General features: G+C 61.1%; 19 protein-coding genes. 14 read left to right on the top strand and 5 right to left on the bottom strand.

Annotated features, from left to right (window positions below; all coding sequences use genetic code 11):
- Positions 1–20: 20 nt before the first annotated feature.
- Together fhuA and mrcB are read right to left on the bottom strand one after the other, a co-directional pair.
- Positions 21–2,225 carry a ferrichrome porin FhuA gene (gene fhuA, locus ABLU67_RS07970; RefSeq protein ID WP_049082182.1) on the bottom strand — a complete coding sequence of 735 codons (2,205 nt, stop codon included), beginning with the start codon at positions 2,223–2,225 and terminating at the stop codon, positions 21–23.
- Between the two features lie 274 nt (positions 2,226–2,499).
- Complete coding sequence (mrcB, locus tag ABLU67_RS07965) at positions 2,500–5,052, bottom strand: bifunctional glycosyl transferase/transpeptidase (RefSeq protein WP_046877774.1); 2,553 nt, start codon at positions 5,050–5,052, stop codon at positions 2,500–2,502.
- A gap of 572 nt (positions 5,053–5,624) precedes the next feature.
- On the opposite strand from mrcB, the gene pulS reads away from it, so the two are divergent.
- Positions 5,625–6,002 carry a GspS family T2SS pilot lipoprotein variant PulS gene (pulS, locus tag ABLU67_RS07960; RefSeq protein WP_025107373.1) on the top strand — a complete coding sequence of 126 codons (378 nt, stop codon included), beginning with the start codon at positions 5,625–5,627 and terminating at the stop codon, positions 6,000–6,002.
- A gap of 28 nt (positions 6,003–6,030) precedes the next feature.
- Here pulS and gspB read toward each other — a convergent pair whose 3' ends face one another.
- On the bottom strand, positions 6,031–6,555 hold the full coding sequence (gene gspB / locus ABLU67_RS07955; RefSeq protein ID WP_048262345.1) for a type II secretion system assembly factor GspB: 525 nt from the start codon (positions 6,553–6,555) through the stop codon (positions 6,031–6,033).
- 71 nt (positions 6,556–6,626) lie between these two features.
- A complete protein-coding gene (pulA, locus tag ABLU67_RS07950; protein WP_348852240.1) occupies positions 6,627–9,899 on the bottom strand; it encodes a pullulanase-type alpha-1,6-glucosidase in 3,273 nt (1,090 codons plus the stop codon).
- Between the two features lie 353 nt (positions 9,900–10,252).
- Here pulA and gspC point away from each other — a divergent pair, with 353 nt between their 5' ends.
- From gspC to ABLU67_RS07885, 13 genes are read left to right on the top strand one after another with little or no spacing between them, the layout of a single operon-like run.
- Positions 10,253–11,092: a type II secretion system protein GspC gene (gene gspC / locus ABLU67_RS07945; protein ID WP_102803158.1), complete on the top strand. Its 840-nt coding sequence runs from the start codon at positions 10,253–10,255 to the stop codon at positions 11,090–11,092.
- A gap of 36 nt (positions 11,093–11,128) precedes the next feature.
- Positions 11,129–13,075, top strand: coding sequence for a GspD family T2SS secretin variant PulD (pulD, locus tag ABLU67_RS07940; RefSeq protein ID WP_029946937.1), 1,947 nt, complete (start codon positions 11,129–11,131; stop codon positions 13,073–13,075).
- A complete protein-coding gene (gene gspE, locus ABLU67_RS07935; RefSeq protein WP_109240696.1) occupies positions 13,072–14,565 on the top strand; it encodes a type II secretion system ATPase GspE in 1,494 nt (497 codons plus the stop codon). The genes pulD and gspE overlap by 4 nt, the downstream gene beginning before the upstream one ends.
- Position 14,566: 1 nt before the next feature.
- Entirely contained in the window at positions 14,567–15,772 is a 1,206-nt protein-coding gene (gene gspF / locus ABLU67_RS07930; RefSeq protein WP_348852239.1) for a type II secretion system inner membrane protein GspF, read from the top strand.
- 20 nt (positions 15,773–15,792) lie between these two features.
- A complete protein-coding gene (gspG, locus tag ABLU67_RS07925) occupies positions 15,793–16,215 on the top strand; it encodes a type II secretion system major pseudopilin GspG (protein WP_004098709.1) in 423 nt (140 codons plus the stop codon).
- On the top strand, positions 16,215–16,727 hold the full coding sequence (gene gspH / locus ABLU67_RS07920; protein WP_049083165.1) for a type II secretion system minor pseudopilin GspH: 513 nt from the start codon (positions 16,215–16,217) through the stop codon (positions 16,725–16,727). Before gspG ends, gspH begins: the two co-directional genes overlap by 1 nt.
- The gene (gspI, locus tag ABLU67_RS07915) at positions 16,724–17,089 is read left to right on the top strand and encodes a type II secretion system minor pseudopilin GspI (protein WP_009654631.1); all 366 of its coding nucleotides are present in this window, start codon (positions 16,724–16,726) and stop codon (positions 17,087–17,089) included. Before gspH ends, gspI begins: the two co-directional genes overlap by 4 nt.
- Positions 17,086–17,682, top strand: a complete 597-nt coding sequence (gene gspJ / locus ABLU67_RS07910; RefSeq protein ID WP_348852238.1) for a type II secretion system minor pseudopilin GspJ — start codon at positions 17,086–17,088, stop codon at positions 17,680–17,682. The genes gspI and gspJ overlap by 4 nt, the downstream gene beginning before the upstream one ends.
- Entirely contained in the window at positions 17,679–18,659 is a 981-nt protein-coding gene (gene gspK / locus ABLU67_RS07905) for a type II secretion system minor pseudopilin GspK (protein WP_032720565.1), read from the top strand. Before gspJ ends, gspK begins: the two co-directional genes overlap by 4 nt.
- A complete protein-coding gene (gene gspL, locus ABLU67_RS07900; RefSeq protein ID WP_348852237.1) occupies positions 18,652–19,845 on the top strand; it encodes a type II secretion system protein GspL in 1,194 nt (397 codons plus the stop codon). Before gspK ends, gspL begins: the two co-directional genes overlap by 8 nt.
- Positions 19,838–20,323, top strand: coding sequence for a type II secretion system protein M (locus ABLU67_RS07895; protein WP_049102380.1), 486 nt, complete (start codon positions 19,838–19,840; stop codon positions 20,321–20,323). The genes gspL and ABLU67_RS07895 overlap by 8 nt, the downstream gene beginning before the upstream one ends.
- A complete protein-coding gene (locus ABLU67_RS07890) occupies positions 20,313–21,071 on the top strand; it encodes a type II secretion system protein N (RefSeq protein ID WP_049102377.1) in 759 nt (252 codons plus the stop codon). Before ABLU67_RS07895 ends, ABLU67_RS07890 begins: the two co-directional genes overlap by 11 nt.
- 2 nt (positions 21,072–21,073) lie before the next feature.
- A complete protein-coding gene (locus ABLU67_RS07885) occupies positions 21,074–21,871 on the top strand; it encodes an A24 family peptidase (RefSeq protein ID WP_348852236.1) in 798 nt (265 codons plus the stop codon).
- 269 nt (positions 21,872–22,140) lie between these two features.
- On the opposite strand, the gene hrpB is transcribed toward ABLU67_RS07885, so the two are convergent.
- A complete protein-coding gene (gene hrpB / locus ABLU67_RS07880; protein ID WP_181251227.1) occupies positions 22,141–24,570 on the bottom strand; it encodes an ATP-dependent helicase HrpB in 2,430 nt (809 codons plus the stop codon).
- Positions 24,571–24,603 lie beyond the last annotated feature (33 nt).

Below are 24,603 nucleotides of genomic sequence, written 5' to 3'. Positions count from 1 at the left end.
GAACCGCGCCCGTTAAGTGGTTAGAAACGGAAAGTCGCGGTCGCCACAACCTGGCGCTCAGCGCCCCAGTAGCATGCGTACTCGCTATAGCAGCTGGAAACGTATTCGCGATCGAACAGGTTGTTGACGTTGACCCCGATCGACGAACCCGGCAGACCAAAGCGCGCTAAATCATATTTCACGGTGGCATCCATTAACGCGTAGCCCGCGACGTTGAAGGCGTCATCTTTTTTCCCCGTCGAAGTATCGTTTTTGTAATAGCTTACCGTTGAACCGACATAGCGCGCCCCGGCACCCACCGTCAGGCCGCTCAGCGCGGTTTCGTGGAAGGTGTAGTCGGCCCACAGCGACGCCATGTTGCGCGGCACTTCCGCCGGACGCTTGCCGTTAAAGGTGGTGTCATGCTGGTATTGGGCGTCGGTATAGGTATAGGAAGCCGTCACGTTGACGTTGGCGTTAACCGCCGCCTTCGCCTCCAGCTCAATCCCGCGAGAGCGGATTTCGCCCGTCTGGATGCTGAACGAGGCGTTGTTCGGATCCGCCGTCAGGTTTTTATCTTTGGTCAGCTGATATACCGCGGCGGTCAGCACGACCGGCATATCCTTCGGTACGTACTTCACCCCGGCTTCATACTGTTCGCCGTGGGAAGCATCGAAGGGTTTACCATCCCGCGACGATCCGGAAACCGGCTCAAAAGACTGGCTGTAGCTGAAGTATGGCGAGATACCATTATCAAACAGATAGTTAATACCGCCGCGCCAGGTGAACTGCTGATCGTGATTTTTGGCGAGGGTATTCGCAGGGCGCGTCAGGGTTGAAGCCATTGCATAGTCGTAGCGGCCCCCCAGCGTCATCACCCACTTATCCCACGCCATCTGATCCTGGGCATAGAGACCGGTCTGCTCCATACGGTTCAGCACTGAATAGGGGAAGTTAACGCTAACGTTTGCATTGCCGTACTGCGGATTCTGCATGTCAAGCGCGGAAGCCGTCCCGTAATCGGCGTTCACATCATTGCGCATGCGCGAATAATCCACGCCGGTTAACAGAGTGTGCCCTACCGCGCCGGTAGCGAAATCAGACTGCAGCTGAGTATCAACGGTAAACGTATTAAGGTTCTCATCAGAGCGAACATACGCACGGTTGATTTTGCCTGTCGGCGTATATCCGTTGCCGTAGACCGAACGATAGAGGGTATGGACGTTGGCATAACGCAGGTTCTGACGTACGGTGAAAGTATCATCAAACTGATGCGAGAAGCTGTAGCCCACCATCTGCTGACGGCGGGACATCTTATTATCCGCCTCGCCTTCGTTAAAGTCCGTCGGCAGCTTATGCGCCTTACCGTTGGCGTCGTAATACGGCACCACCGTCCCTTCACGCGGCAGCCAGCCGTAATATCCGGCATACGGATCGCTCTGGAAATTACTCAGGAAAGTGAAGTCCGTTTTGTCATCCGGACGCCAGCTAAAGGAGGGGGCGACCGCGTAACGGGTAGACTTCGCCATTTGCTGCTGGGCGTCCTGGCTGCGGCCCAAACCGGTCAGACGATAAGACCACACGCCGTCATCATCAATGGCGTCGCTGAAATCAAATCCCGTCTGCCACAGATTATCGGTGCCCATTTTAAACTGGATTTCTTTCAGCGGCTCAGTGGTCGGACGCTTGCTGACCATGCTGACGATACCGCCAGGGTTGCTGTTGCCGTACAGCACCGACGTTGGCCCGCGCATCACCTCAACACGTTCGAGGAAATAAGGGTCCATCGATACTTCGGAATAGTTATTACCCTGCAGCTTCATCCCATCCAGATACTGGTTGGTATTCACCGTTGTCGACGTGGTGAAACCACGAATCGTCACCACATCATAGGTGGTTGAGCTGCCGCGAGTCGAGAATACGCCCGGCGTATAGGCCAGCGCTTCTTTCACCGTCGTCGGCTGCTTCATCTCCATTTCCTGACGGGTCACCACGGAAATAGACTGCGGCGTTTTTTCGATGGGGGTATCGGTTTTTGTTGCGGTAGCCGAATGTTTCGCCGCGATGGTCGCTGCCGGTCCCCAGGCGCTCTCCTGCGGGGCCGGAGCGGCGGTGACGGTAATGGTTTCTTCTTTCGGTTCAACTGCCGCCTGTGCATAAACAGACATGCCGCTAACCGCCGTGGCTACTACAACTGCGATTTTACGCAGCGAGTGATTTGGCTGAGCAGTTTTAAGACGCGCCATGGGTATATCTCTAATAGAAGTGAATGATAACGTAAACGAGAATTATTATTATAACGGGTGACATAATAGGCGAAACGCGCGCGGCAAGGCAAGAAATATGCCCCCTGTGAGCGATCAAAGGATGAATAAATAACCAGACGGTAAGTGTGGGGTTAAACGGCTGTTAATTAAATGACAGAGATAAAAAGGCCCTCTACTACCGGGGTAGTAGAGGGCCTATATTTCCGCCTCCATTCAACCGACACAGCGCCGGTTTACAGGATGCAGCGGCGGGTTAATTGCTGCCGAACATATCCTTAATCCAGCCCGCTACGCCATCGCTCTTCTCCTGCTTCGGCGGTTGCTGCTGCTGATTTTGCTGCTGCGGCTGCTGCCCGGACTGATTGAACGGGTTATTCGCCTGCTGCTGCTCAAGCTGCTGCTGTTGGATCTGTTCGCCCTGGCGGCACAGCGCGTCCGGCGTGGTCGTCCATACCGGCAGCGAGCGCATGCCGCCGCTGCAGACAAAGTTACCGCTGCCATCGACGCCCATATCCACCACGTCTTCAGGCGGAGTCAGCACCAGCGGCGTCGGCGTCTGGTTAGCCAGGTAGCGCTGATAAATTGACATCGCGCCGCTGGCGCCGTACAGCTTGGTCGGCTGGTTATTATCGCGACCCACCCAGGTAATGGTCACCTGACCGCCGTCAATACCGGCAAACCAGGTATCAACGTTGTTGTTGGTGGTCCCGGTTTTACCCGCCAGATGCAGGCCCGGATACTTCGCGCCCAGCTGGCGACCGGTACCGCGCTGCACCACCTGCTGCATGGTCCATAGCGTCATATACGCCGCCTGCGCCGGCACCGCGCGTTCCGCCTGCGGATAGCTCTGATAGAGCACGGTACCATCTTCAGCGATAACGGAACGCAGCGCGGACAGCGGTGCGCGGTTACCCCCGCTGGCAATGGTCTGGAACGCCTGCGCCACTTCAATCGGCGTCAGGTTCAGCGCCCCCAGCAGCATAGACGGCACGGCGTTCAGCTGATTCTTCGGCGCGCCCAGCTTAGTCCAGGTATCGACCACCGCCGGCAGACCCAGCGCCATCCCAAGGTTCACCGTCGGCACGTTCATTGAACGCGTCAGCGCGTCAACCAGCATCACTTTACCGCTATCGCTGTAGCGACGATCGTCGTTCTGCGGCGACCACGTCTGGCCGTTAGACAGGCGAATCGAGATAGGCGCATCGGCAATCCAGGTATTGAGACGATACTGGTTCGGCTGGCTTAGCGCGGTCAGATAGGTCGCCGGTTTTGCCAGTGAACCAATTGAACGGCGCGCCTGCATCGCGCGGTTATAGCCGGCAAACTGCGGCTCCGCGCCGCCGACCATCGCCCGCACCTCGCCGGTGAAGCGGTCGACCACCACCATCGCGGTTTCCAGATCCGGCAGCTTACGCTGTTTCTTCAGCGCCGGAATACCTTCCGTCGCCGCTTTTTCCGCCGCGTCCTGCGCGACCGAGTCGAAGGTGGTAAAGATCTTCACGCCGGAGAGATCTTTCACTTTGTCGCCCAGCTTCGCCTGCAGCTCCTGGCGTACCATCTGCATAAACGCCGGCTGCGGAGAGATCACCCCGCCGCGCGGCTGTACGCCCAGCGGACGCGCACTCAGCATGTCATACAGTTCCTGATCGATAACCTGCTGCTGCTGCAGCAGACGCAGCACGAGGTTGCGTCGCTCCAGCGCCAGCTTCGGGTTACGCCACGGGTTGTAGACCGACGCGCCTTTTACCATCCCCACCAGCAGCGCCTGCTGATCGAGGCTCAGCTCTTCCACCGGACGACCAAAGTAATAGAGGCTCGCCAGCGGGAAGCCGCGGATCTCGTTATCGCCGCTCTGACCGAGGTACACCTCGTTCATGTACAGCTCAAGGATACGATCCTTGCTGTAGCGGGCATCGACGATTAGCGCCATATAGGCTTCATTAATCTTGCGCCAGTACGAACGTTCGCTGGAGAGGAACAGGTTTTTCACCAGCTGCTGGGTCAGCGTACTCGCGCCCTGCACCGTACGCCCGGCGGTCAGGTTCGCCAGCACCGCGCGGCCAATCGAGTAGAGGCTGATGCCGTCGTGTTCGTAGAAATGACGATCTTCCGTCGCCAGCAGGGTATCGACCAGCAGATCCGGGAAGCCGTTGCGCTTAACAAACAGACGCTGTTCGCCGTTGGCCGATTGCAGCATGGTGATCAGGCGCGGATCGAGACGGAAGAAACCGAACTGGCGGTTGTTATCCATATTCTCGATAGTGTCCAGACGATCGCCATTAAAGGTCAGACGTGCGCGCACCTGCCCTTCTTTACTGTCCGGGAAATCGAACGGACGGCGGATCATCTCGATACTGTTGGCCTGTACCGTGTATTCGCCCGGGCGCGTCATCGCGCTCACCTGGCGATACTGCGTGGCGTTGAGCAGGCGCACCATTTCGTTTTTGCTGATCTGCATATCCGGCTCAAGGTTGACCATCCGGCCATAAACCGCCGCGGGCAGATCCCAGACTTTACCGTCGATGCGGCTGCGGATTTTCTGATCGAGGTAGACGCCATAGGCGGCAATCAACACCGCACAGACGACCCCAATCTTAATCAGCAGCCATAGCCAGGCGCGTTTACGACGAGGGGGTTTACCGCCTTTGCCTTTTCCTTTCCGCGGCATCGGTTTTTCATCCTCATAGTCATCATCATAATCGTCGTCGTAGTCCTCTTCCCGGACCCGACGGCGAGTTACCTTTTGTTTTGCCGGGCGCGAGGGTCTCCCCTTACGTCCGATCGGCTCGCGGTCATCTCCCGCCATGCTTTTTCTCCGCAACTTACAGGCGTAAAGGCCTGATTCTCAATGTTTCCCCGATTGGGGGAAAGAAGAAATCTCTCAAATTGACGCCCGACCGTTTTGGCTTTCAGGCGACCATTTATGAACTGCGCGACGCGTTATCATGTCGCTCGCATGATTTTCACTTTAAAAATTCACCATACAAATCACATTGTTACCGGCTTCATCGACAGAATAGTTCGGGACACGGTACTTGTTGTCCAGGCGATACAGGATAGCACTAAACCGCGACATTCTTAACCAGCATTTTACATGCTCATCAGGTAACAAAAGGGAAATTATTATGTTTTTTAACAACATAAACATGTCCGTCCGTATCCTTCTACATGCCGCCAAAAGAAAGCGGAACGGCAACACCGGAAAATAGTATTTCCGCCATAAAAGAAAAATCATGCAGGTGAAAGAAAAACAAATTTAAAAGACGACAATGATAAAAAAGCGAGCCGCTTAACATTGATAATTTGGCAGATTTTCTGATGACTACGGACAAATATTTGTTAAACTGTCAGCCAATTAATTTTTCCGATTAATATATTATGCGCAACTTTATTCTATTCCCGCTTATGGCGGTCGCCCTGCTCTCAGGCTGTCAGCAAAATCGTTCGACAACTCTCAGTCCTGCCGTGAGCGGTCAGGCCCAGCTTGAGCAGCTTGCCTCCGTCGCCGCCGGGGCGCGCTATCTGAAGAATAAATGCAACCGCAGCGATCTGCCCGCCGATGAAGCGATTAATCGTGCGGCAATAAACGTGGGTAAAAAACGCGGATGGGCGAATATTGACGATAATCTGCTAAGTCAGCGCAGCACGCAGCTATATCAACAGCTCCAGCAGGACAGTACCCCGGAAGCCACAAAATGCAGCCAGTTTAATCGCCAGCTGGCGCCATTTATTGATAGCCTGCGCGGCAATAAATAGCGCTTATTTTTATTCCGCTCGCACTATTTTATTCAGCCTGCGGACTCTCCTCAATCGCCCCGCCCGGCCAGTCATCCAGCGCCGCGAGGGTAAACGTTTTACCGTTGAAGCTAAATACGGTGAGATCCTGCTGAATCTGCTCAATAACCAGGTTCGGCAGCGGCGAGTCGCCCTCCTTCCAGGACTGTCCGTTTAATACAATGCTGCGTTTCTCCGCCAGCGAGGCGTAGACGTGCGCGCTATAGCGCAGAGGCGGCAGAGTATCTTCATCGATCGCTATTTCTGGTTCAGCCTTCATTTCTGGCTCGGCTTTAACCGCCGTCACGGCAGTTTTGACCGCCGGTTGATTCAGCGGCACTAACGCCGCATGCGCTACTGGCTGGCTCATCGGCTGCGGCTCGGGCTTATTCCGCCACTGCTCGCCGCCGAACCAGCCGAGCGCAATCAGCAGCGCGGCGTACAGCGGTACGGTCACATAGGGGATCTGCACCATTTTTCCAACTACCGTCGGGGGCGCGGACTGCGGGTACGGCTCTTGCTGACGAACAAGCACGGGCTTCTCCTTAATCAAGACACGCCATCCCGGCCCGTGGTTATGACGCCGCGGGCCGGGAGGTTCAGGTCTTACTTGCTGCTGACCGGCAGCCCGGCGCCCTGGGCATCGCCCTGCGGCATTTCCAGCACCGCCACCGACCATGCCGGCAGCGTGACCGTGCCATCAGCGGCAATCTGCACGCCGTTTGCCAGCGAATTTTCACCCGCCGCCTGCTGGATCGCGCTTAGCTGCAGCGTTTCACCGGCAAACTCATTTAGCGTACGGCTTTCCGGCGCGGCGTTAATCGCCACCACCAGGCCGTCAAGACGGCTATCCAGGCTGGCGCCCGCTTTCACTCCGTCATCCACGGTCATAACCAGCAGACCGGCCTGCTGGTCTGAACCGGTATTACGGAAATCAACGCGCCTCATCACCGCGCTGCCGTCGCCTAAGGTGAACAGCGGGGAGGATTTACGCAGCTCGGTCAGCTCCTGGTAGAACGCGGTCATCTGCTTCAGCTCCGCTTCGCCCGGAGTGGCAACCATCTCTTTGACGCGAGTAATCACGTCATAGTTGCTGCCGTCATCGCTGATGCGTGGCATCCCAACGTTGTAGTTGTTATCCTGCAGGGAATAATCCACGCGGTTGAACCAGTCGCCGGAGTCGTAGGAGTCGCGGGTAAAGGATTTCGAGCGCAGCAGTTCAGAACCCTGCTGGTCGAAAGCGATCCCCTGCCCGAGCATCACCGTCGCCAGCGAAACGGCCTGCATGCGAACGCGGGTCGCCAGGTCGGCTTCCTGGGACGCTTTATAGCTGATCATGTCCCACAGCGTCTGGTTGTCGTGCTTCGAAACATAGTTGACGACCTCCGTCGGGTCTGCGGCATAGCCGCCAGGCGCGCCGTTATAGTCAATTTCGCTGCCTTTCTTCACCGCGCCGTCTTTGTCGATCATCACAAAGTCAGCGAGGTTACCGGCCATGCCCAGACGGGTCAGATCGGCCAGATGACGCACCTGGTCATCGCTCAGGCTGGCGAGTTCGTTTGGCAACACGCCCGCGCCGCTGCCGACGCCCTGGTTCTGACGCAGAGCATCGCCGGAATCGAACGGGCCGCCGCCGCGCACGGAGTCGCGCAGGCGATCGGAGAACGTGCCGATGCCGGTACCTTTCAGGTTGATCTGCGAGGCGATTTCAAAACGGTCGCTCTGGTTAGAGTCCCAGCCTTCGCCGAAGAAGTAGATATCCGGGTTCAGGGCCTTAATGCGCTCCCACGCCGACAGAATTTGCGCTTTCGGGTGATAGCCCATCAGATCGAAGCGGAAGCCATCGATTTTATAGTCCGTGGTCCACACCGCCAGCGAGTCGGCGATCAGCTTGGCGAACATCCGATGCTCCGGCGCAGAGTCGGAACAGCAGGTGGCGGATTCAACGCTGCCGGTAATTTCATTCAGACGCTGATAGTACCAGGGTACTATCTTATCCAGCACCGACGTGCGGTCGGTCGGGCCCGCGGCGTTGGTGTGGTTGTATACCACGTCCATAATGACGTTCATCCCCAGATCCTGCTTGATCGCCTGAATCATGGTGCGGAACTCTTTGATGCGCGTCGTGCCTTCCGGATCGGTCGCGTAGGAGCCTTCCGGAACCGTGTAGTGGAACGGATCGTAGCCCCAGTTGTAGGAGTCGGTCTGCGCCACCAGCGTATTCAGCGCCTGCACCTGCGGATTATCCTGGCTATCGCTCTGCTTAAGCTGATTCAGCACCTCTTCCACGGCGGAGCCGCTGTCGCAGTATCCGGCGAACTCGCTGCTTTTCACCGCGCTGTTCACTTCGCACAGGCGGCTGAACGGCTGCTGAATATCGGCGACTTTGTCGCTGAACTCGTTCACCGTCGCCAGATCGAAGACCGGCAGCAGTTCAACGTGCGTGACGCCTGAAGCGGAGAGCTTCTTCAGATGCTGCACCATATTGCTGTCGCCGGCGGTCAGCGCAAGGTATTTACCGCGCAGTTCGGCCGGAACGGTCTGGTCCCAGGCGGAGAGATCGCGAATATGCGATTCATGAATCGTCATCTTCGCTAAATCCGCTTTTGTCTTCTGGGCATGCGGCATCGTCAGGCTATCCCAGCCGTCAGGCTTCAGGGCGCTGTCGTTGAGATCGACCACCTGGCTGTACTCCGAGTTGGTCGACAGGCTATGCGCATACGGGTCGGTGACTTCGTACTGTTCAACCTTGCGCGACTGCGGGTGATAAACCGTCATCGCATAGCGGTAGAACGCGCCTTTCAGATCGCTACCGCCCTGCCACGACCACGCGCCGGAAGCGCTGTCGCGGGTCATCGGATGGCTGCCAATCACTTTTTTGTCCGCGCTGTAGACCACCACATCCACCTGCTGAGCGGTCGGCGCCCAGACGCGGAAGGTGACGCCGCCGTCGGCCAGCTGCGCGCCGTAGCTCAGGACTTCCGCCGCTTCGGCATAGGTATCATCCAGCACGCCCGCCGTCTGTACCTGGGTGGCGGAAATCAGGATCCCGTCCTCTGCGGCGGCAATGGCGACCGTTTCGCCCTGCAGCAGCTCGTCAACGTTGGCGTTGTCCGGCAGCTTAAAGGCCGCATAGCTGGAAAGGTGCGGGAAGCGCATGCTGACCTGCTGGCTGACGGTAGTCGGCGTCAGTTTCAGATAGCGGTCGGTAAATTTGCCTTCGCCGTCGGCCGCCACTTTACTGCTGTGGCTGTAGTAGAGGCGCACGAGGGGCTTATCCTGCCCGCCCGGCCACAGCAGCGTATTTTTATCGACCCAGTGGGCTTCGGCCAGCGCGACGCCAAAAGCGGCGCGGAAGGCGTCGGCGCGGGAGTCATAGACCGCGCTGTTGCCGGCGATCACCGATACCGTACGATCGGTAAAGTCGCCAAACGACACCCGCAGGTCGCTATCGATCAGCTTATCGGTGCCGTCGCGAACGATAACGTTAATACAGCCGCTCTCTTTGTTGAGCGGGATCACCCAGTACGGGCCATATTTATCGCTGCCGCTCGGCGTGGTGCTGACGTCATTCCAGTCCGCTACCGGCGCGCTCAGCGCGTCGCAGGTTTCGTTGTTCCATAAGTAGAGGTTTTTACTGCTGTAGTCCGCAGCGCTACTGCTGGTGATGCCGGCGATATCCACCAGGTGAATGACCGCCTGCTTTTCTGTCGCCGTGGCCGCTTCGCCGGGTACGGCAACGTCAGGTAAACGTACAACCACATCCTGATTACCAGGAGTGTCGGGATTTCCAGAGGAAGAAGAAGAGGATCCGTTATCGCAGCCGCTAAGTAAAACCAGCGATCCCAGAACCAGGGCATTACGGGTATATCTGAGCATTCGATAGTCCCTATACATGCTGATTAAATTATATGAAGTGTTATATACGCGAAACTATTCCTGGCGCACTTAAGCACCATAAAAAAAATAACGAGCATATCTTTAAAGCGCCGATAATTAGATATTCTTGCTCTCTCCGGTTCAATCATCCATTCGCTCATTACGTGGGGGCGTAGGCGGCCGGAGGAGAAAAAATAAAAAGGGAATGACGACCGCAATAGCCAAACTCTTTATGATTCGCAGCGACCTACGCAGATTCCCGCAATAAGCACGCTCACAATAAAAAAAGCCCCACCAATATCGGTAGGGCGGTACCTTTTGCTGAGGGAAATAGAATGAGCAAAGGAATAAAAATGCATAATTCCGTGATGAGACTAACAATATCAAATAAAAAAATAATTAATTACGCGCCTCATATTGTGACGTCCATCATATTATTTTTTATCTGCCAGCAGTTCGCCCAATTAACCTGGAAAATAATTCTCCCGGTAAACTTTACGGATAACGCATTGAGCCCTGCCGATATGACGGCGCCCGCAACCCCCTCCCCGGAAACGGCGCTGCCGCGCTTTACGCTGTTTGGCCTTGCGGAGAAAACCTCCGCCTCCGCGCACGGCGGCAACCTCGACCAGGCGCCCGTTTCGGCGCTCAAACTGCGCGTTACCGGCCTGCTCGCCAGCACCGTTCCCTCTCGCGCCATTGCCATCATGATGAAAGGGAATCAACAGGTTAGCCTCGGGATTGGCGATAGCACGCCGGGCGGAGAGGCGAAAATCGTCGCTATTTTCCCCGACCGCCTGATTGTTAATTACCGCGGCAGAAATGAGGCTATCCCGCTGTTTAACGACCCGCCCGCCGCCGGCAAAAATAGCGCCGCGCCGCCAGCCCGCCAATTGGCGCAGGAGCTCCGCGCGCAGCCGCAAAATATTCTTCATTACCTCAATATTTCGCCGGTCATGGTTAACGACAAGCTCAGCGGATATCGTCTGAATCCGGGCAAAGACCCGGCGCTATTTCGCCAGGCGGGTCTCAAGGAAAACGATCTGGCGATAGCCCTGAACGGCCTGGATCTTCGCGATAAAGAACAGTCCCGCCAGGCATTAGCCCAGCTACCGGAATTAACTGAAATAACCCTTACCGTTGAACGCGACGGCCAGAAACAAGATATTTATCTAGCCCTGAGGGATGAATAATTGATCATCGCCAACGTCATTCGCCCATTTTCCCTGATGCTGCTGGTATTCGCCGCGCTGTTATTCAAACCGGCCGCGGCGGAAGAGTTTTCCGCCAGCTTTAAGGGCACCGATATTCAGGAATTTATCAATACGGTGAGTAAAAACCTGAATAAAACGGTCATTATCGATCCCAGCGTACGCGGCACCATTACCGTGCGCAGCTACGATATGCTCAACGAAGAGCAATATTATCAATTCTTCCTCAGCGTCCTCGATGTCTATGGCTTCGCGGTGATTAATATGAATAACGGCGTCCTGAAAGTCGTTCGTTCGAAGGATGCGAAAACCGCCGCGGTGCCGGTGGCGAGCGATGCCGCGCCGGGCATTGGCGATGAGGTCGTCACCCGCGTCGTGCCCCTGACCAACGTCGCGGCCCGCGATCTGGCACCGCTGCTGCGCCAGCTTAACGATAACGCCGGCGCGGGCAGCGTGGTGCACTATGAACCCTCCAACGTCCTGCTGATGACCGGCCGCGCGGCGGTCATCAAGCGCCTGCTAACCATCGTCGAACGCGTCGATAACGCCGGAGACCGCAGCGTGGTGACCGTTCCCCTCGCCTGGGCCTCCGCCGCCGATGTGGTCAAGCTGGTGACCGAACTCAACAAAGACACCAGCAAATCGGCGCTGCCCGGCTCAATGGTCGCCAACGTGGTGGCCGATGAACGCACCAACGCGGTGCTGGTCAGCGGCGAGCCGAACTCCCGCCAGCGGATCATCGCGATGATTAAGCAGCTCGACCGCCAGCAGGCGACCCAGGGCAATACCAAAGTGATCTACCTGAAATACGCCAAAGCCTCCGACCTGGTGGAAGTGCTGACCGGCATCAGCAGCACGATGCAGAGCGAAAAGCAGGCCGCGAAGCCGGTGGCGGCGCTGGATAAAAATATCATTATCAAAGCGCACGGTCAGACCAACGCCCTGATTGTCACCGCCGCCCCGGACGTAATGAACGATCTGGAGCGGGTGATCGCCCAGCTGGATATCCGCCGCCCGCAGGTGCTGGTCGAAGCGATTATCGCCGAAGTGCAGGACGCTGACGGTCTCAACCTCGGCATCCAGTGGGCCAATAAAAATGCCGGGATGACCCAGTTCACCAACAGCGGTCTGCCGATATCCACGGCCATCGCCGGGGCCAACCAGTACAACAAAGACGGCACCGTCAGCAGCTCGCTGGCGAGCGCCTTAAGCTCCTTCAACGGCATTGCCGCCGGCTTCTACCAGGGTAACTGGGCGATGCTGTTAACCGCCCTTTCCAGCAGCACCAAGAACGATATTCTCGCGACGCCGAGTATCGTCACCCTCGACAACATGGAAGCCACCTTTAACGTCGGCCAGGAGGTCCCGGTGCTGACCGGCTCGCAAACCACCTCCGGCGATAACATCTTCAATACCGTCGAGCGCAAAACCGTCGGCATCAAGCTAAAAGTGAAGCCGCAGATCAACGAAGGCGATTCGGTTCTGCTGGAGATCGAACAGGAGGTCTCCAGCGTGGCGGACGCCGCCTCCAGCACCAGCTCGGATCTCGGCGCGACCTTCAATACCCGTACGGTCAATAACGCCGTGCTGGTCGGCAGCGGCGAAACGGTGGTCGTCGGCGGACTGCTGGATAAAAGCGTCTCCGACACCGCCGACAAAGTCCCTCTGCTCGGCGATATCCCGGTGATTGGCGCGCTGTTCCGCTCCACCAGCAAAAAGGTCTCCAAGCGCAACCTGATGCTGTTTATCCGCCCGACGGTGATCCGCGACCGCGACGAGTACCGTCAGGCTTCATCCGGGCAGTACACCGCGTTTAACGACGCCCAGAGCAAACAGCGCGGCAAAGAGAACAACGACGCGATGCTGAGTAACGATCTGCTGGAGATCTACCCGCGCCAGGATACCGCCGCGTTCCGCCAGGTCAGCGCCGCCATCGACGCCTTCAATCTGGGAGGCAATCTATGACCCCCGCCGCTGAACGACGCCCGCTGCTCCCCTTCGGCTACGCCCGCGCGCACAACGTGATGCTCCTGAGCAACGGCGAAAGCTGCGAGGTTTTCTGCCTCGCCGCCACCGCGCCGCAGGCGCTGCTGGAAGCCCGCAGGGTGGCCGGGATGCCGTTCAGCCTCGAGCGACTGGAAGCGGAGGCGTTCGAAAAGCTGCTGGTGCTGAGCTATCAGCGCGACTCCGCCGAGGCCCGGCGCATGATGGCGGATATCGGCAACGAGCTGGATCTGTACACCCTTGCCGAAGAGCTGCCGGACACCGACGACCTGCTGGATAGCGAAGACGACGCGCCGATTATCCGCCTGATTAACGCCATGCTCACCGAGGCTATCAAAGAGAAAGCGTCGGATATTCATATCGAAACCTATGAACGCCACCTGCAAATTCGCTTTCGCGTCGACGGCGTACTGCGCGAAATCCTGCGCCCGCAGCGCCGCCTCGCCGCGCTGCTGATCTCGCGCATTAAGGTGATGGCGAGCCTTGATATCGCCGAAAAGCGCATTCCTCAGGACGGTCGCATGGCGCTGCGCATTGGCGGACGCGCCGTCGACGTGCGCGTCTCCACCCTGCCGTCGAGCTACGGCGAACGCGTTGTGCTGCGTCTGCTCGATAAAAACAGCGTCAATCTCGACCTGCTGACCCTCGGCATGTCGCCCGCGCTGCTTCAGCAGGTGGATGGACTGATCGCCCGCCCGCACGGCATCGTGCTGGTGACCGGGCCGACCGGTTCGGGAAAAAGCACCACCCTCTACGCCGCGCTGAGCCGCCTCGATGCCCGCGAGCGCAACATCATGACCATTGAAGATCCTATCGAATATGAGCTGGAGGGCATCGGTCAGACCCAGGTTAACGCGAAAGTCGATATGACCTTTGCCCGCGGGCTGCGCGCCATTTTGCGCCAGGACCCTGACGTGGTGCTGGTGGGCGAAATTCGCGACGGCGAAACGGCGCAGATCGCCGTTCAGGCCTCGCTAACCGGCCATCTGGTGCTCTCAACGCTGCACACCAACAGCGCGCTGGGCGCCATCTCGCGCCTGCAGGATATGGGCGTGGAGCCTTTTCTGCTCTCCACCTCGCTGCTGGCGGTGATGTCGCAGCGGCTGGTGCGCCGGCTCTGCCCGCTCTGTCGCCAGCAGGAACCGGCCAATGCCGACACCGCCCGCCAGATGGAGATCGCTCCCGGCACGGCGCTCTGGCAGCCCCGGGGCTGCGCCGAGTGCGGCTTTACCGGCTATCGCGGACGTACCGGCATTCATGAACTGCTGCTGGTGGACGATCGCGTGCGTATGGCAATCCACCGCGGCGAAAACGAGGTGACGCTGATCCAGCAGCTGGGGGCGGACTATATCACCCTGCGCCACGCCGGACGGGACAAGGCGCTGGCGGGGATCACCAGCTGGCAAGAGGTGCTGCGGGTTAGCGAACAGCAGATCGCGGAGGCCTCCTGACATGGCGCTTTTTCGCTATCAGGCCGTAGATGAAAACGGTAAAACCCGGCGCGGCGTCCAGCAGGCGGACTCCGCCCGCCACGCTCGCCAGCTGCTGCGGGAAAAGGGCTGGCTGGCGCTGGACATCGCCCCGGCAGCCGGCAGCGGCGGGCAAACGCGCTTTATCCGCCGCACCAACGCCCGCGATCTCGCCCTCGTTACCCGCCAGCTGGCGACGCTGGTCGCCGCCGCCATCCCGCTGGAAAAAGCGCTCGACGCGGTGGCCCAGCAGTGTGAAAAAAACCAGCTGAAAACCCTGATTGCCGGCGTGCGCGGCAAAGTGCTGGAAGGCCATTCGCTGGCGGAAGCGATGCGCGGCTACCCGGGCTGCTTCGACGCGCTCTACTGCGCGATGGTCGCCGCCGGAGAAGCCTCCGGCCACCTCGACGGCGTGCTGAACCGGCTGGCGGACTATACCGAACAGCGCCAGCAGCTGCGCGCCCGGCTGCTGCAGGCGATGATTTACCCCATCGTGCTGACCCTGGTGGCGGTCAGCGTGATCGTCATTCTGCTATCGACGGTGGTGCCGAAGGTTGTCGAGCAGTTTATCCACCTTAAGCAGGCGCTGCCGTTTTCCACCCGCCTGCTGATGGCGATGAGCGATGTGCTGCGCGCCGCCGGTCCGTGGCTGCTGCTGGCCGCCGTGCTCGTCGCTCTGCTGCTGCGCTACCTGCTGCGGCAGCCGGCAAAGCGGCTGGCCTGGCACAGGCTGCTGCTGCGCCTGCCGCTGATTGGCCGGGTCGCGCGCAGCGTTAACAGCGCCCGCTACGCCCGCACCCTGAGCATTCTCAACGCCAGCGCCGTTCCGCTGCTGCTGGCGATGCGCATCAGCGCGGAAGTATTAAGCAACGCCTGGGCGAAGCGCCAGCTGGAAGCCGCCAGCGACGCGGTTCGCGAAGGCGTCAGCCTGCATCGCGCGCTCGAAATGACCCAGCTGTTCCCGCCGATGATGCGCTACATGGTCGCCAGCGGCGAACAGAGTGGCGAGCTCAACGGCATGCTGGAGCGCGCGGCGGATAACCAGGACCGGGATCTGAGCGCGCAAATTCAGCTGGCCCTCAGCCTGTTTGAACCTCTGCTGGTGGTGGCGATGGCCGGCATGGTGCTGTTTATCGTCCTCGCCATCCTGCAACCGATACTGCAGCTCAATACCCTGATGAGTATGTAATTGTTCTAATGGAGAAAAATATGCAACGACAGCGCGGATTCACCTTACTGGAAATCATGGTGGTAATTGTTATCCTCGGCGTGCTCGCCAGCCTCGTGGTGCCCAACCTGATGGGCAACAAGGAAAAGGCCGACCGGCAAAAAGTGGTCAGCGATCTTGTGGCGCTCGAGGGGGCGCTGGACATGTACAAACTGGATAACAGCCGCTATCCCACCACCGAGCAGGGGCTGCAGGCGCTGGTCAGCGCGCCATCGGCCGAGCCGCACGCGCGCAACTATCCTGAAGGCGGCTATATTCGCCGTCTGCCGCAGGATCCCTGGGGCAGCGATTACCAGCTGCTGAGCCCCGGCCAGCACGGACAGGTGGATATTTTCAGCCTCGGGCCGGACGGCGTACCGGAGAGCAATGACGATATCGGCAACTGGACAATCGGGAAGAAATAGTGCGACAGCGCGGCTTTACGTTGCTGGAGATGATGCTCATTTTGCTGCTGATCGGCGTCAGCGCGGGCATGGTGATGCTGGCCTTCCCCGCCTCGCGCGACGATAGCGCGGCGCAGGCGCTGGCGCGCTTTGAGGCGCAGCTGCGCTTTGTCCAGCAGCGAGGGCTGCAAACCGGCCAGTTTTTTGGCGCCTCGGTGCATCCCGATCGCTGGCAGTTTCTGGTCTTACAGCCCCGCGAAAGCAACGACCCGCCCCCGGCCGGCGACGACTGGAACGGCTATCGCTGGCTCCCCCTGCGCGCCGGACGCGTCGCCACCTCGGGCAGCGTCGCCGGGAACACGCTGCATCTCACTTTTCCGCAGGGCGAGGCCTGGACGCCGGGCGACAATCCCGATGTGCTGATCTTTCCCGGCGGTGAGATGACGCCGTTCCGGTTGACCGTCGGCGAGGGACCGGGTATCGCGTTTAATGCGCGCGGCGAAAGCCTGCCCGAACCGCAGGAGGCGCCATGAAAAAGCAGGCCGGTATGACGCTGATTGAAGTGATGGTCGCCCTGGCGGTCTTCGCCCTCGCCGGGCTGGCGGTGATGCAGGCCACGCTCCAGCAAACCCGCCAGCTGGGTCGTATGGAGGAGAAAACCCTGGCCGGCTGGCTGGCGGATAATCAGCTGGTGCAGCTCCGGCTGGAAAATCGCTGGCCCGCGCTGAGCTGGTCGGAAACCACGGTGCAGGCGGCGGGCGTCAGCTGGCACATTCGCTGGCAGGGGGTGGAGACCGACCTGCCGCAGCTGCGGGCGCTGGACGTTGAAGTCCGCCGCGCCAAAAGCGATAAAATGCCCGTCTCTTCGCTGCGCACCTACGTGACGCCGCCATGATCCAGCGCGCTCGCGGATTTACCCTCGTCGAAATGCTGCTGGCGCTGGCTATCCTCGCCGCGCTCAGCGTCGCTGCGGTCACGGTGCTGCAAAACGTGATGCGCGCCGATACGCTCACCCGCGATAAGGGCGGGCGCATGCAGGCGTTACAGCTAACGTTCAGCCAGATGGCGGCGGACTTTAGCCAAATCATTCCCCGCCGCAGCCGCGACAGCGCGAGCCTCTTTTTTGCCGGACGTTTTCAGCTCGGCAGCGACGACTGGGCGATCGCCTTTAGCCGCAACGGCTGGCCCAATCCTTTGGGGATCCTGCCGCGTTCGGAAATTCAGAACGTCAGCTACCGCCTGCGCGGGGATCGGCTGGAGCGTCTGAGCTACGACCAGCAGGACCCGCTGCCCGGTAGTCTGCCCACGGTGACCGTTATGCAGCGCAACGTGCAGGCGTTTCGCCTGCGCTTTTACGCCAGCGGCCGCTGGCAGGATGAATGGCAGCAGACGCAGACGCTGCCGCAGGGGCTGGAAGTCACCCTGACGCTGGAACAGTCCGACGAGATCCGCCGGCTGTTTCTGCTTACGCCGGGAGGCAGCCAATGAATACCCGCCAGCGCGGCGTCGCCCTGCTTATGGTGCTGCTGATCCTCGCTCTGATGATGGTGCTGGCGAGCGCCATGACCGAACGCAGCGCGCGGATGTATCAGCAAACCGCCACTACCCTCGATAACCTGCAGGCTAAATGGTACGCGCTGGGGGCGGAAACCCTGGCGGCGGCGCTGCTGCAACGCGACGCGCTCGACTCGCCGAACCAGACCCATCTGGCGCAGAACTGGGCCCAGCAGGGGCGCCGCTTTGCGGTCAATGATGGCGAGATCTACGCCACGATTACCGACGCTCAGGCCTGCTTCAATCTCAACGCCATTAACCAGCTCAGCGGCGACGAAAGCGTTGAAATCCCTTATCCCGCGCAGGTTTTTACCCGACTGCTGGAAAACCTCGGCAGCGAGCCGCTGCGCGCCTTACAGCTGACCGCCGCCCTGCGCGACTGGGTGGATAGCGATCGCCAGGCGCTGCTGAACGGCGCGGAAGACGAAGTCTATATGGCGCAATCCCCCGGCTATCTGACCGGCAATCAGCCGCTGCAGGACGTCAGCGAGCTGCGTCTGCTGGCCGGGATGGACGCCGCGCTCTATCAGCGTCTGCTGCCCTACGTTTGCGCCCTGGCGGACGAGACGCTGCAGGTGAACGTCAATACCCTGCAGCCCGCTCAGGCCGCGCTGCTGGCGGCGCTCTTCCCCGCTGAACTCACCCTCGTCGAAGCCCGGCAACTGCTGCAGGCCCGCGCGGCCACCGGCTGGAGCAGCGTCGCCGCCTTCCTGTCGCAGCCGCTATTACAAAAAACCGATACCGCCGCCGCGCGTCCGTGGCTGGCGGTGCACAGCGAGCGCTTTATCGCCACCTTCAGCGTGGTGATGGGCAGCGCCCGCTATCAGCAACGCAGTCTCCTGCAAAAGCAGGGGCGAACCTTCAGCGTCGTCCAGCGGCGCTACGGAATCTATTGGGTAGCCGATGAATAACCACCATACTTTTTCCGCCGCCGTGCTGATTATTCGCCTCAATCCCGATGCCGCGACGGCGATATGGCGGCTAGCCGCGCCGGGCGACGCGGCGCAGACTGGCGAGTGGCATCCTGACGCTGGCGACCCGACGCTCAGCCTGCTGGCGCAGCGTCATCCGGCCTGGGTGCTGGTGCCCGCCAGCGACTGCGCGTTTCATCGCGTTACCCTGCCCGCCGGCGCGCGCCGAAATGCGCAGCAGGCGCTGGCGTTTTTACTCGAAGAACAGCTGGCAACGGAGATCGAAGAGAGCCATTTTGCCCTGATCCACCGGGATAAAAGCGACTGTGCCGTGGCGGTGGTCGGGCGGGAGAAGATGCGCGCATGGCAGGCCTGGTGCGAGGGGCTCGGACTGAACGTGCTGGCCCTGACGCCGGATGCCCTTGCCCTGCCGCAGAACCCGACCGGCTGGAGCGCCGTACGCTGCGGCGAACAGTGGCTGTTTCGCTGCGAGACGTGCAGCGGTATGGCGGTGGAAACCCCATGGCTCGGCGAACTGCTGGCCCACTGGCCCCATATCGCGCCCATCGCCTGCTACTCGCCGCCGCCGGATATCGCCGCGCCGTGGCAGCCTCGCCCGGCGCAGGATTTGCTGGCGCTGGCGGCGAGCAACCCGCAGGCGCGCAAAATCTGCTTACGCCAGGGCAATTTTGCCGCGAAACGCCGGCCGCCGACGCCCCGACGCTGGCGGCCGACGATTGTCGCAACCCTGGCGCTACTGCTGCTGTGGAGCGGAAATCGCCTCCACGACCATCTCGCCCTGGCGCGTCAGGCCGACGCCGCCGTGCAGGCCAGCCGTGATTTTTACCGCCAGTGGTTCAAAGCGGAAAAAAATCTCGTCAATCCACGCCTGCAAATGCAGCAGCATCTGCGCCGTCTGGAAAGCGTGAGCGCCCGGCCGGCGCTCATCTCACGGCTCGGCGCCCTGCAGCAAATCATCGCCGAAACGCCGGGCATTCGTCTGCGCGCCCTGAGCTTTGACGCCGCGCGCAACGCGCTGCAGCTGGAGATATCCGCCGTTTCATCGCAGGCCCTGGCGCAGTTCAGCCAGCGGGCGCGGGCGGGGTTTCGCGTGCAGACCGGCGAGATGAAGCCGCGCGCCGACGGTATTGAAGGGCGTCTGACGCTGGAGGGTAACGATGGATAACCTGCTCGCCTTATGGCAACAGCGTACGCGTCGCGAACGGCATCTGCTGCTGGGGATGGGCGTCATGCTGCTTATTGGCCTGATTTATTACGCCCTCTGGCAGCCCTGGCAAAATCGCGAGGCGCAGTGGCGGCAAACGCTGGCCAGGGAGCAGTCCAGCCTGCGGTGGATGCGCCAGCAGACCCCGCTTCTCCAGCAGCTTAACCAGCGGAAACCTTCTGCCGCTCCGGAAGAACCCTCGACGGTGATTATGCGCGAAGCCGGCCGCCACGGTATCGCTATCGTTCGCCTGCAGCCGCAGGGCTCCCGCCTGAACCTTACCGTGCAGCCCGCCGATTTCCAGGCGCTGATGGCATGGCTGGACGCGCTGGGGCAGGCGGGGATGACCACCGCCACCCTGGCGGTGACCGCCGTGGCGCAGCAGCCCGGTTGGGTGACGATTAATACGCTGGTGCTGGAGCGCAGCGATGAAAAATAAACTCACTATCGCCCTGCTGCTGGCGGCGGTCTATCTCTTCTGGCTGCTGTTTAGCGCGCCGGCGCGGCTGCTTACTCTGGCGCTACCGGACGGCGCGCGGCTCGGCGAAACCACGGGCACCCTGTGGCAAGGAGAAGCCCGTCAGGTCAGCTGGCGCGGTTTTGACATCGCCCATTTACGCTGGGAGTTTGGCTTTTCGTCGTGGCTTCCCGGCTGGCATATCGCGTTTAACGACCCCTCCGGCCTGCGCGGCCAGGCCTGGCTGCACGGTCTGAACGACGTTGTGGTGCGCGAGGGACGACTCGCGGCGCCGGCCCGGACGCTCGGCCAGCGGTTAGCATCCGGCATACCGCTGGAGGCCCGCGGTCAGGTTGTGCTGACGCTGCCCGAGGCCCGCTTTAACGCCGGCGGTTGCCGACAGATGAGCGCCAGCACCGTGCAGTGGCGGGACGCGGCGCTCAGCTCCCCCGCCGGATCGCTCGAACTGGCCCAGGTCAACGGCAAATTAAGCTGTACCCCGGCGGGCGCGCTGGCTGTCGCCCTGACCCAGGACTCCCGTCAGCTTAGCCTCGCAGGACAGGGCGTTCTGACGCCCAACGGGCGCTTTACGTTTAACGGTACGCTGCAGACCCGCCAGACGGCTCCGGCGCTGCTGGCGCTGCTGCTCGCGCAAAACGGCCGCAAAGATGAGCAGGGGCGCACGCCGTGGCAGTGGCAGGGGCAGTGGCGCTCCGGGGAGAAAAAATAGAGATGGAAAATATCGCGCAGTTACCCGAGTTCGCCGCGCAATTCCCGTCAATCTGGGGCGGCTTTTTATTCCTGTCCGGACTGGCGTTCGGCAGCTTTTTTAACGTCGTTATCCATCGTTTACCGCTGATGATGGAACGCGCAGAGGGGGTGAATCTCTGCCTCCCCGCGTCGTTCTGCCCGCAGTGCCGTCAGCCTATCGCCTGGCGGGACAATATCCCGCTGCTGAGCTTTTTATGGCTCAGGGGGCGCGCGCGCTGCTGCGGGCAGCCGATCTCGCGTCGCTATCCCCTGATGGAGCTGACGACCGGCGCGCTGTTTGTACTCGCGGGGTACCTGATGGCTCCGGGCATGCCGCTGCTGGGCGGGCTAATTTTCGTATCCGTACTGCTGATCCTCGCCGCCATCGACGCGCAAACGCAGCTGCTGCCTGACAGGCTGACGCTGCCGCTGCTGTGGGCCGGGCTGCTGTTCAATCTTTCCGATACCTTCGCGCCGCTGGCGGAGGCGGTCATTGGCGCGATGGTCGGGTATTTGTCGCTGTGGTCGGTGTACTGGGTGTTCCGTCTGCTGACCGGTAAAGAGGCGCTGGGCTACGGCGATTTCAAGCTGCTGGCGGCGCTCGGCGCGTGGCTCGGCTGGCAGCCGCTGCCGCAGACGCTGCTGCTGGCTTCCGCCAGCGGTCTGGTCTGGACGCTGCTGCAGCGCCTGGTAACCCGTCGTTCGCTCGAACAACCTCTGGCCTTCGGCCCCTGGCTGGCGCTGGCGGGCGGCGGCATCTTTTTGTGGAGCCAGGTATAACCCCCCTGCTCGCGCTGCGCTTAGTAGGGCTACGGGCGGTGCTGGTCCGGTAGCCCGGGTAAGGCGTTTACGCCGCAACCCGGGAAAACATCCCCTGCTCGCGCTACGCTTAGCGGGGCTACGGGTGCTGTTGGTCCGGTAGCCCGGGTAAGGCGTTTACGCCGCAACCCGGGCCCCCCCCTGCTCGCGCTGCGCTTAGCAGGGCTACGGGCGGTGCTGGTCCGGTAGCCCGGGTAAGGCGTTTATGCCGCAACCCGGGAACTCTCCGGCTACGAATACTTTTTGGTGCGCCGGGTCGGGGCGGTATTGGCCGGATCGTCGGGCCAGACGTGCTTGGGATAGCGCCCTTTCATCTCTTTTTGCACCTCGCGGTAGCTCCCCTGCCAGAAGGCGCCTAAATCGCGGGTGATCTGCAGCGGGCGCTGCGCCGGCGAAAGCAGCTCCAGCACCAGCGGCACGCGCCCCTGGGCGATAGTCGGAGTGGTCGCCTCGCCAAACATCTCCTGCATCCGCACCGCCAGCGCCGGCGGGTTTTCATCGTGATAACGAATGGCGATGCGGCTACCGGTCGGCACCGTATAGTGCGTGGGCAGCTCGCTGTCCAGCTTCTGGCGCAGCGGCCACGGCAGCCAGTTTTGCAGCGCCTGACGCACGTCCAGCGCCTTCAGGGCGCGCAGCGAATGGACGCCCGCCATCTGCGGCAGCAGCCACTGTTCAAGCGAGGCCAGCAGCGACGCCTCGTCAACGGCCGGCCACGCCTCCTCCGGCAGCCACCGCGCCGCGCAGTGTAGCCGCAGACGCAGCTGCTCCGCCTCCGGCGTCCAGCTGAGCACGCTCAGTCCCTTCTCGCGGATCCCGTTGAGCATCGCCTGGTGCAGCTCCTCCTCCGACGGCTTCGCCAGCGGCTGGGTCTTAATCACCAGGCGTCCGATACAGGTGCGCCGCCAGGCCTTCAGCGTTCCTAACGCCTCATCCCACTCGACGATATCGGAACGCCGGGCCAGGGCCGGACACCGCTCAATCAACGCGTGAATATCGACCGGCAGCGCCAGCAGGATCCGCGCGTCCGGCGATGCGCTTCCCTGCAGCAGCAGCGGCGCAATCAACCATTCGTGGCGGCCCAGCGCATCGTCGGCGTCGAGCATCGCCCCCATCCCGTTAGCCAGCTGGTAGCGCCCCTCCTGGCCGCGACGATGGGCGATACGGTCGGCAAAAGCGGAGGCCAGCAGCGCCGCGATGCTGTCGGCGTCGGGCTGACCGCCGCGAACCGCCAGCCTTTTCATCAGCTGCTGCGCCCGCTGCTGCCAGTTACCCTGCTGACGGGCAAACGCCGCGCTAAGATCGCTATTGCCGCCGCGCGGCGGCTCTTCAAGGATCGCCGCCAGTTTAGCCGCCGTGGCGGCGCTATCGGCATCCTCCGCCGCGGTCAGCATCGCCGCCAGGCGCGGATCGTTGCCCAACGCCGCCATTTTGCGCCCGTGCGCCGACAGCCGCTCGCCTTCCAGCGCAGAAAGGTCGGTGAGCAGACGCCGGGCCGCCGCCAGGTTGGTCGCAGGCGGCAGATCCAGCCAGCTGAGCTGGGCCGGGTCCTGGCATCCCCACTGCAGCAGCTCCAGCAGCAGCGACGACAGATCGCTTTGCAGAATTTCCGGGTCGCCCTGCGCCGCCGCGCGCTCGGCCTGCTCTTTAGCCAGCAGATGCAGGCAGATCCCCGGTTCCAGACGCCCGGCGCGTCCGGCGCGCTGGGTCATTGAGGCCTGGCTGATGCGCTGCGTCACCAGGCGAGTGAGCCCGGTGCGGGCGTCAAAGCGGGCGACGCGCTCCTGGGCGCTATCCACCACCAGCCGAATCCCCTCGATGGTCAGACTGGTCTCGGCGATATTGGTCGCCAGCACCACTTTGCGCATCCCGGCGGGCGCGGGCAGTATCGCCTTACGCTGCTCGCTCAGCGGCAGCGCGCCGTACAGGGGGCAAAGGATCACATCGCTCGCCACCCGCTCCGCCAGCCGCTCCTGAACGCGCTGAATCTCTCCCACCCCGGGCAGAAACAGCAGCATTGAGCCATTTTCGCTGCGCAGCAGCTCCGCGGCGGCCACCGCCACCGCCTCGTCAAAGCGCTGATGGGCCGGCAGCGGCAGAAAACGCCGCTCAACCGGAAACGCGCGCCCTTCGGAAACGATAACCGGCGCCTCCGGCAGCAGCCGCTGCAGGCGTTCATTGTCCAGCGTCGCCGACATAATCAGCAGTTTGAGATCGTCGCGCAGTCCCTGCTGAACGTCGAGCAGCAGCGCCAGCGCCAGATCCGCCTGCAGGCTGCGTTCGTGGAATTCATCGAGGATCGCCAGCCCCACGCCGCTCAGCTCCGGATCGCGCTGGATCATCCGCGTTAAAATACCTTCGGTCACCACTTCGAGGCGCGTGTTCGGCCCGACGCAGGTCTCCGCGCGCATGCGATAGCCCACGGTCTCGCCGGGCTTCTCTCCCAGCAGTTCCGCCAGCCGCTGCGCCACGTTACGCGCGGCCAGCCGCCGCGGCTCCAGCAGGATTATGCGTCCGTTGATGTTACCTTCGGCGAGGATTTGCAGCGGCAGCCAGGTGGATTTCCCGGCGCCGGTTGGCGCATTAAGCAGAACCTGCGGCGCATGCTGCAGGGCAGAGAGAAGTTCAGGGAGGACGGCGGCAACCGGCAATGAGGACACGAAACGCTCCGGAGGTTAACATTTGCGGGCAAG

This window comes from Klebsiella sp. GN_Kp190 (assembly GCF_040061795.1).
In the GTDB taxonomy this organism is placed as follows: Bacteria; Pseudomonadota; Gammaproteobacteria; order Enterobacterales; family Enterobacteriaceae; genus Klebsiella; species Klebsiella michiganensis.
The sequence above is the reverse complement of the archived record's forward strand: the minus strand, read 5'-3'. Positions and strand labels throughout refer to the sequence as shown.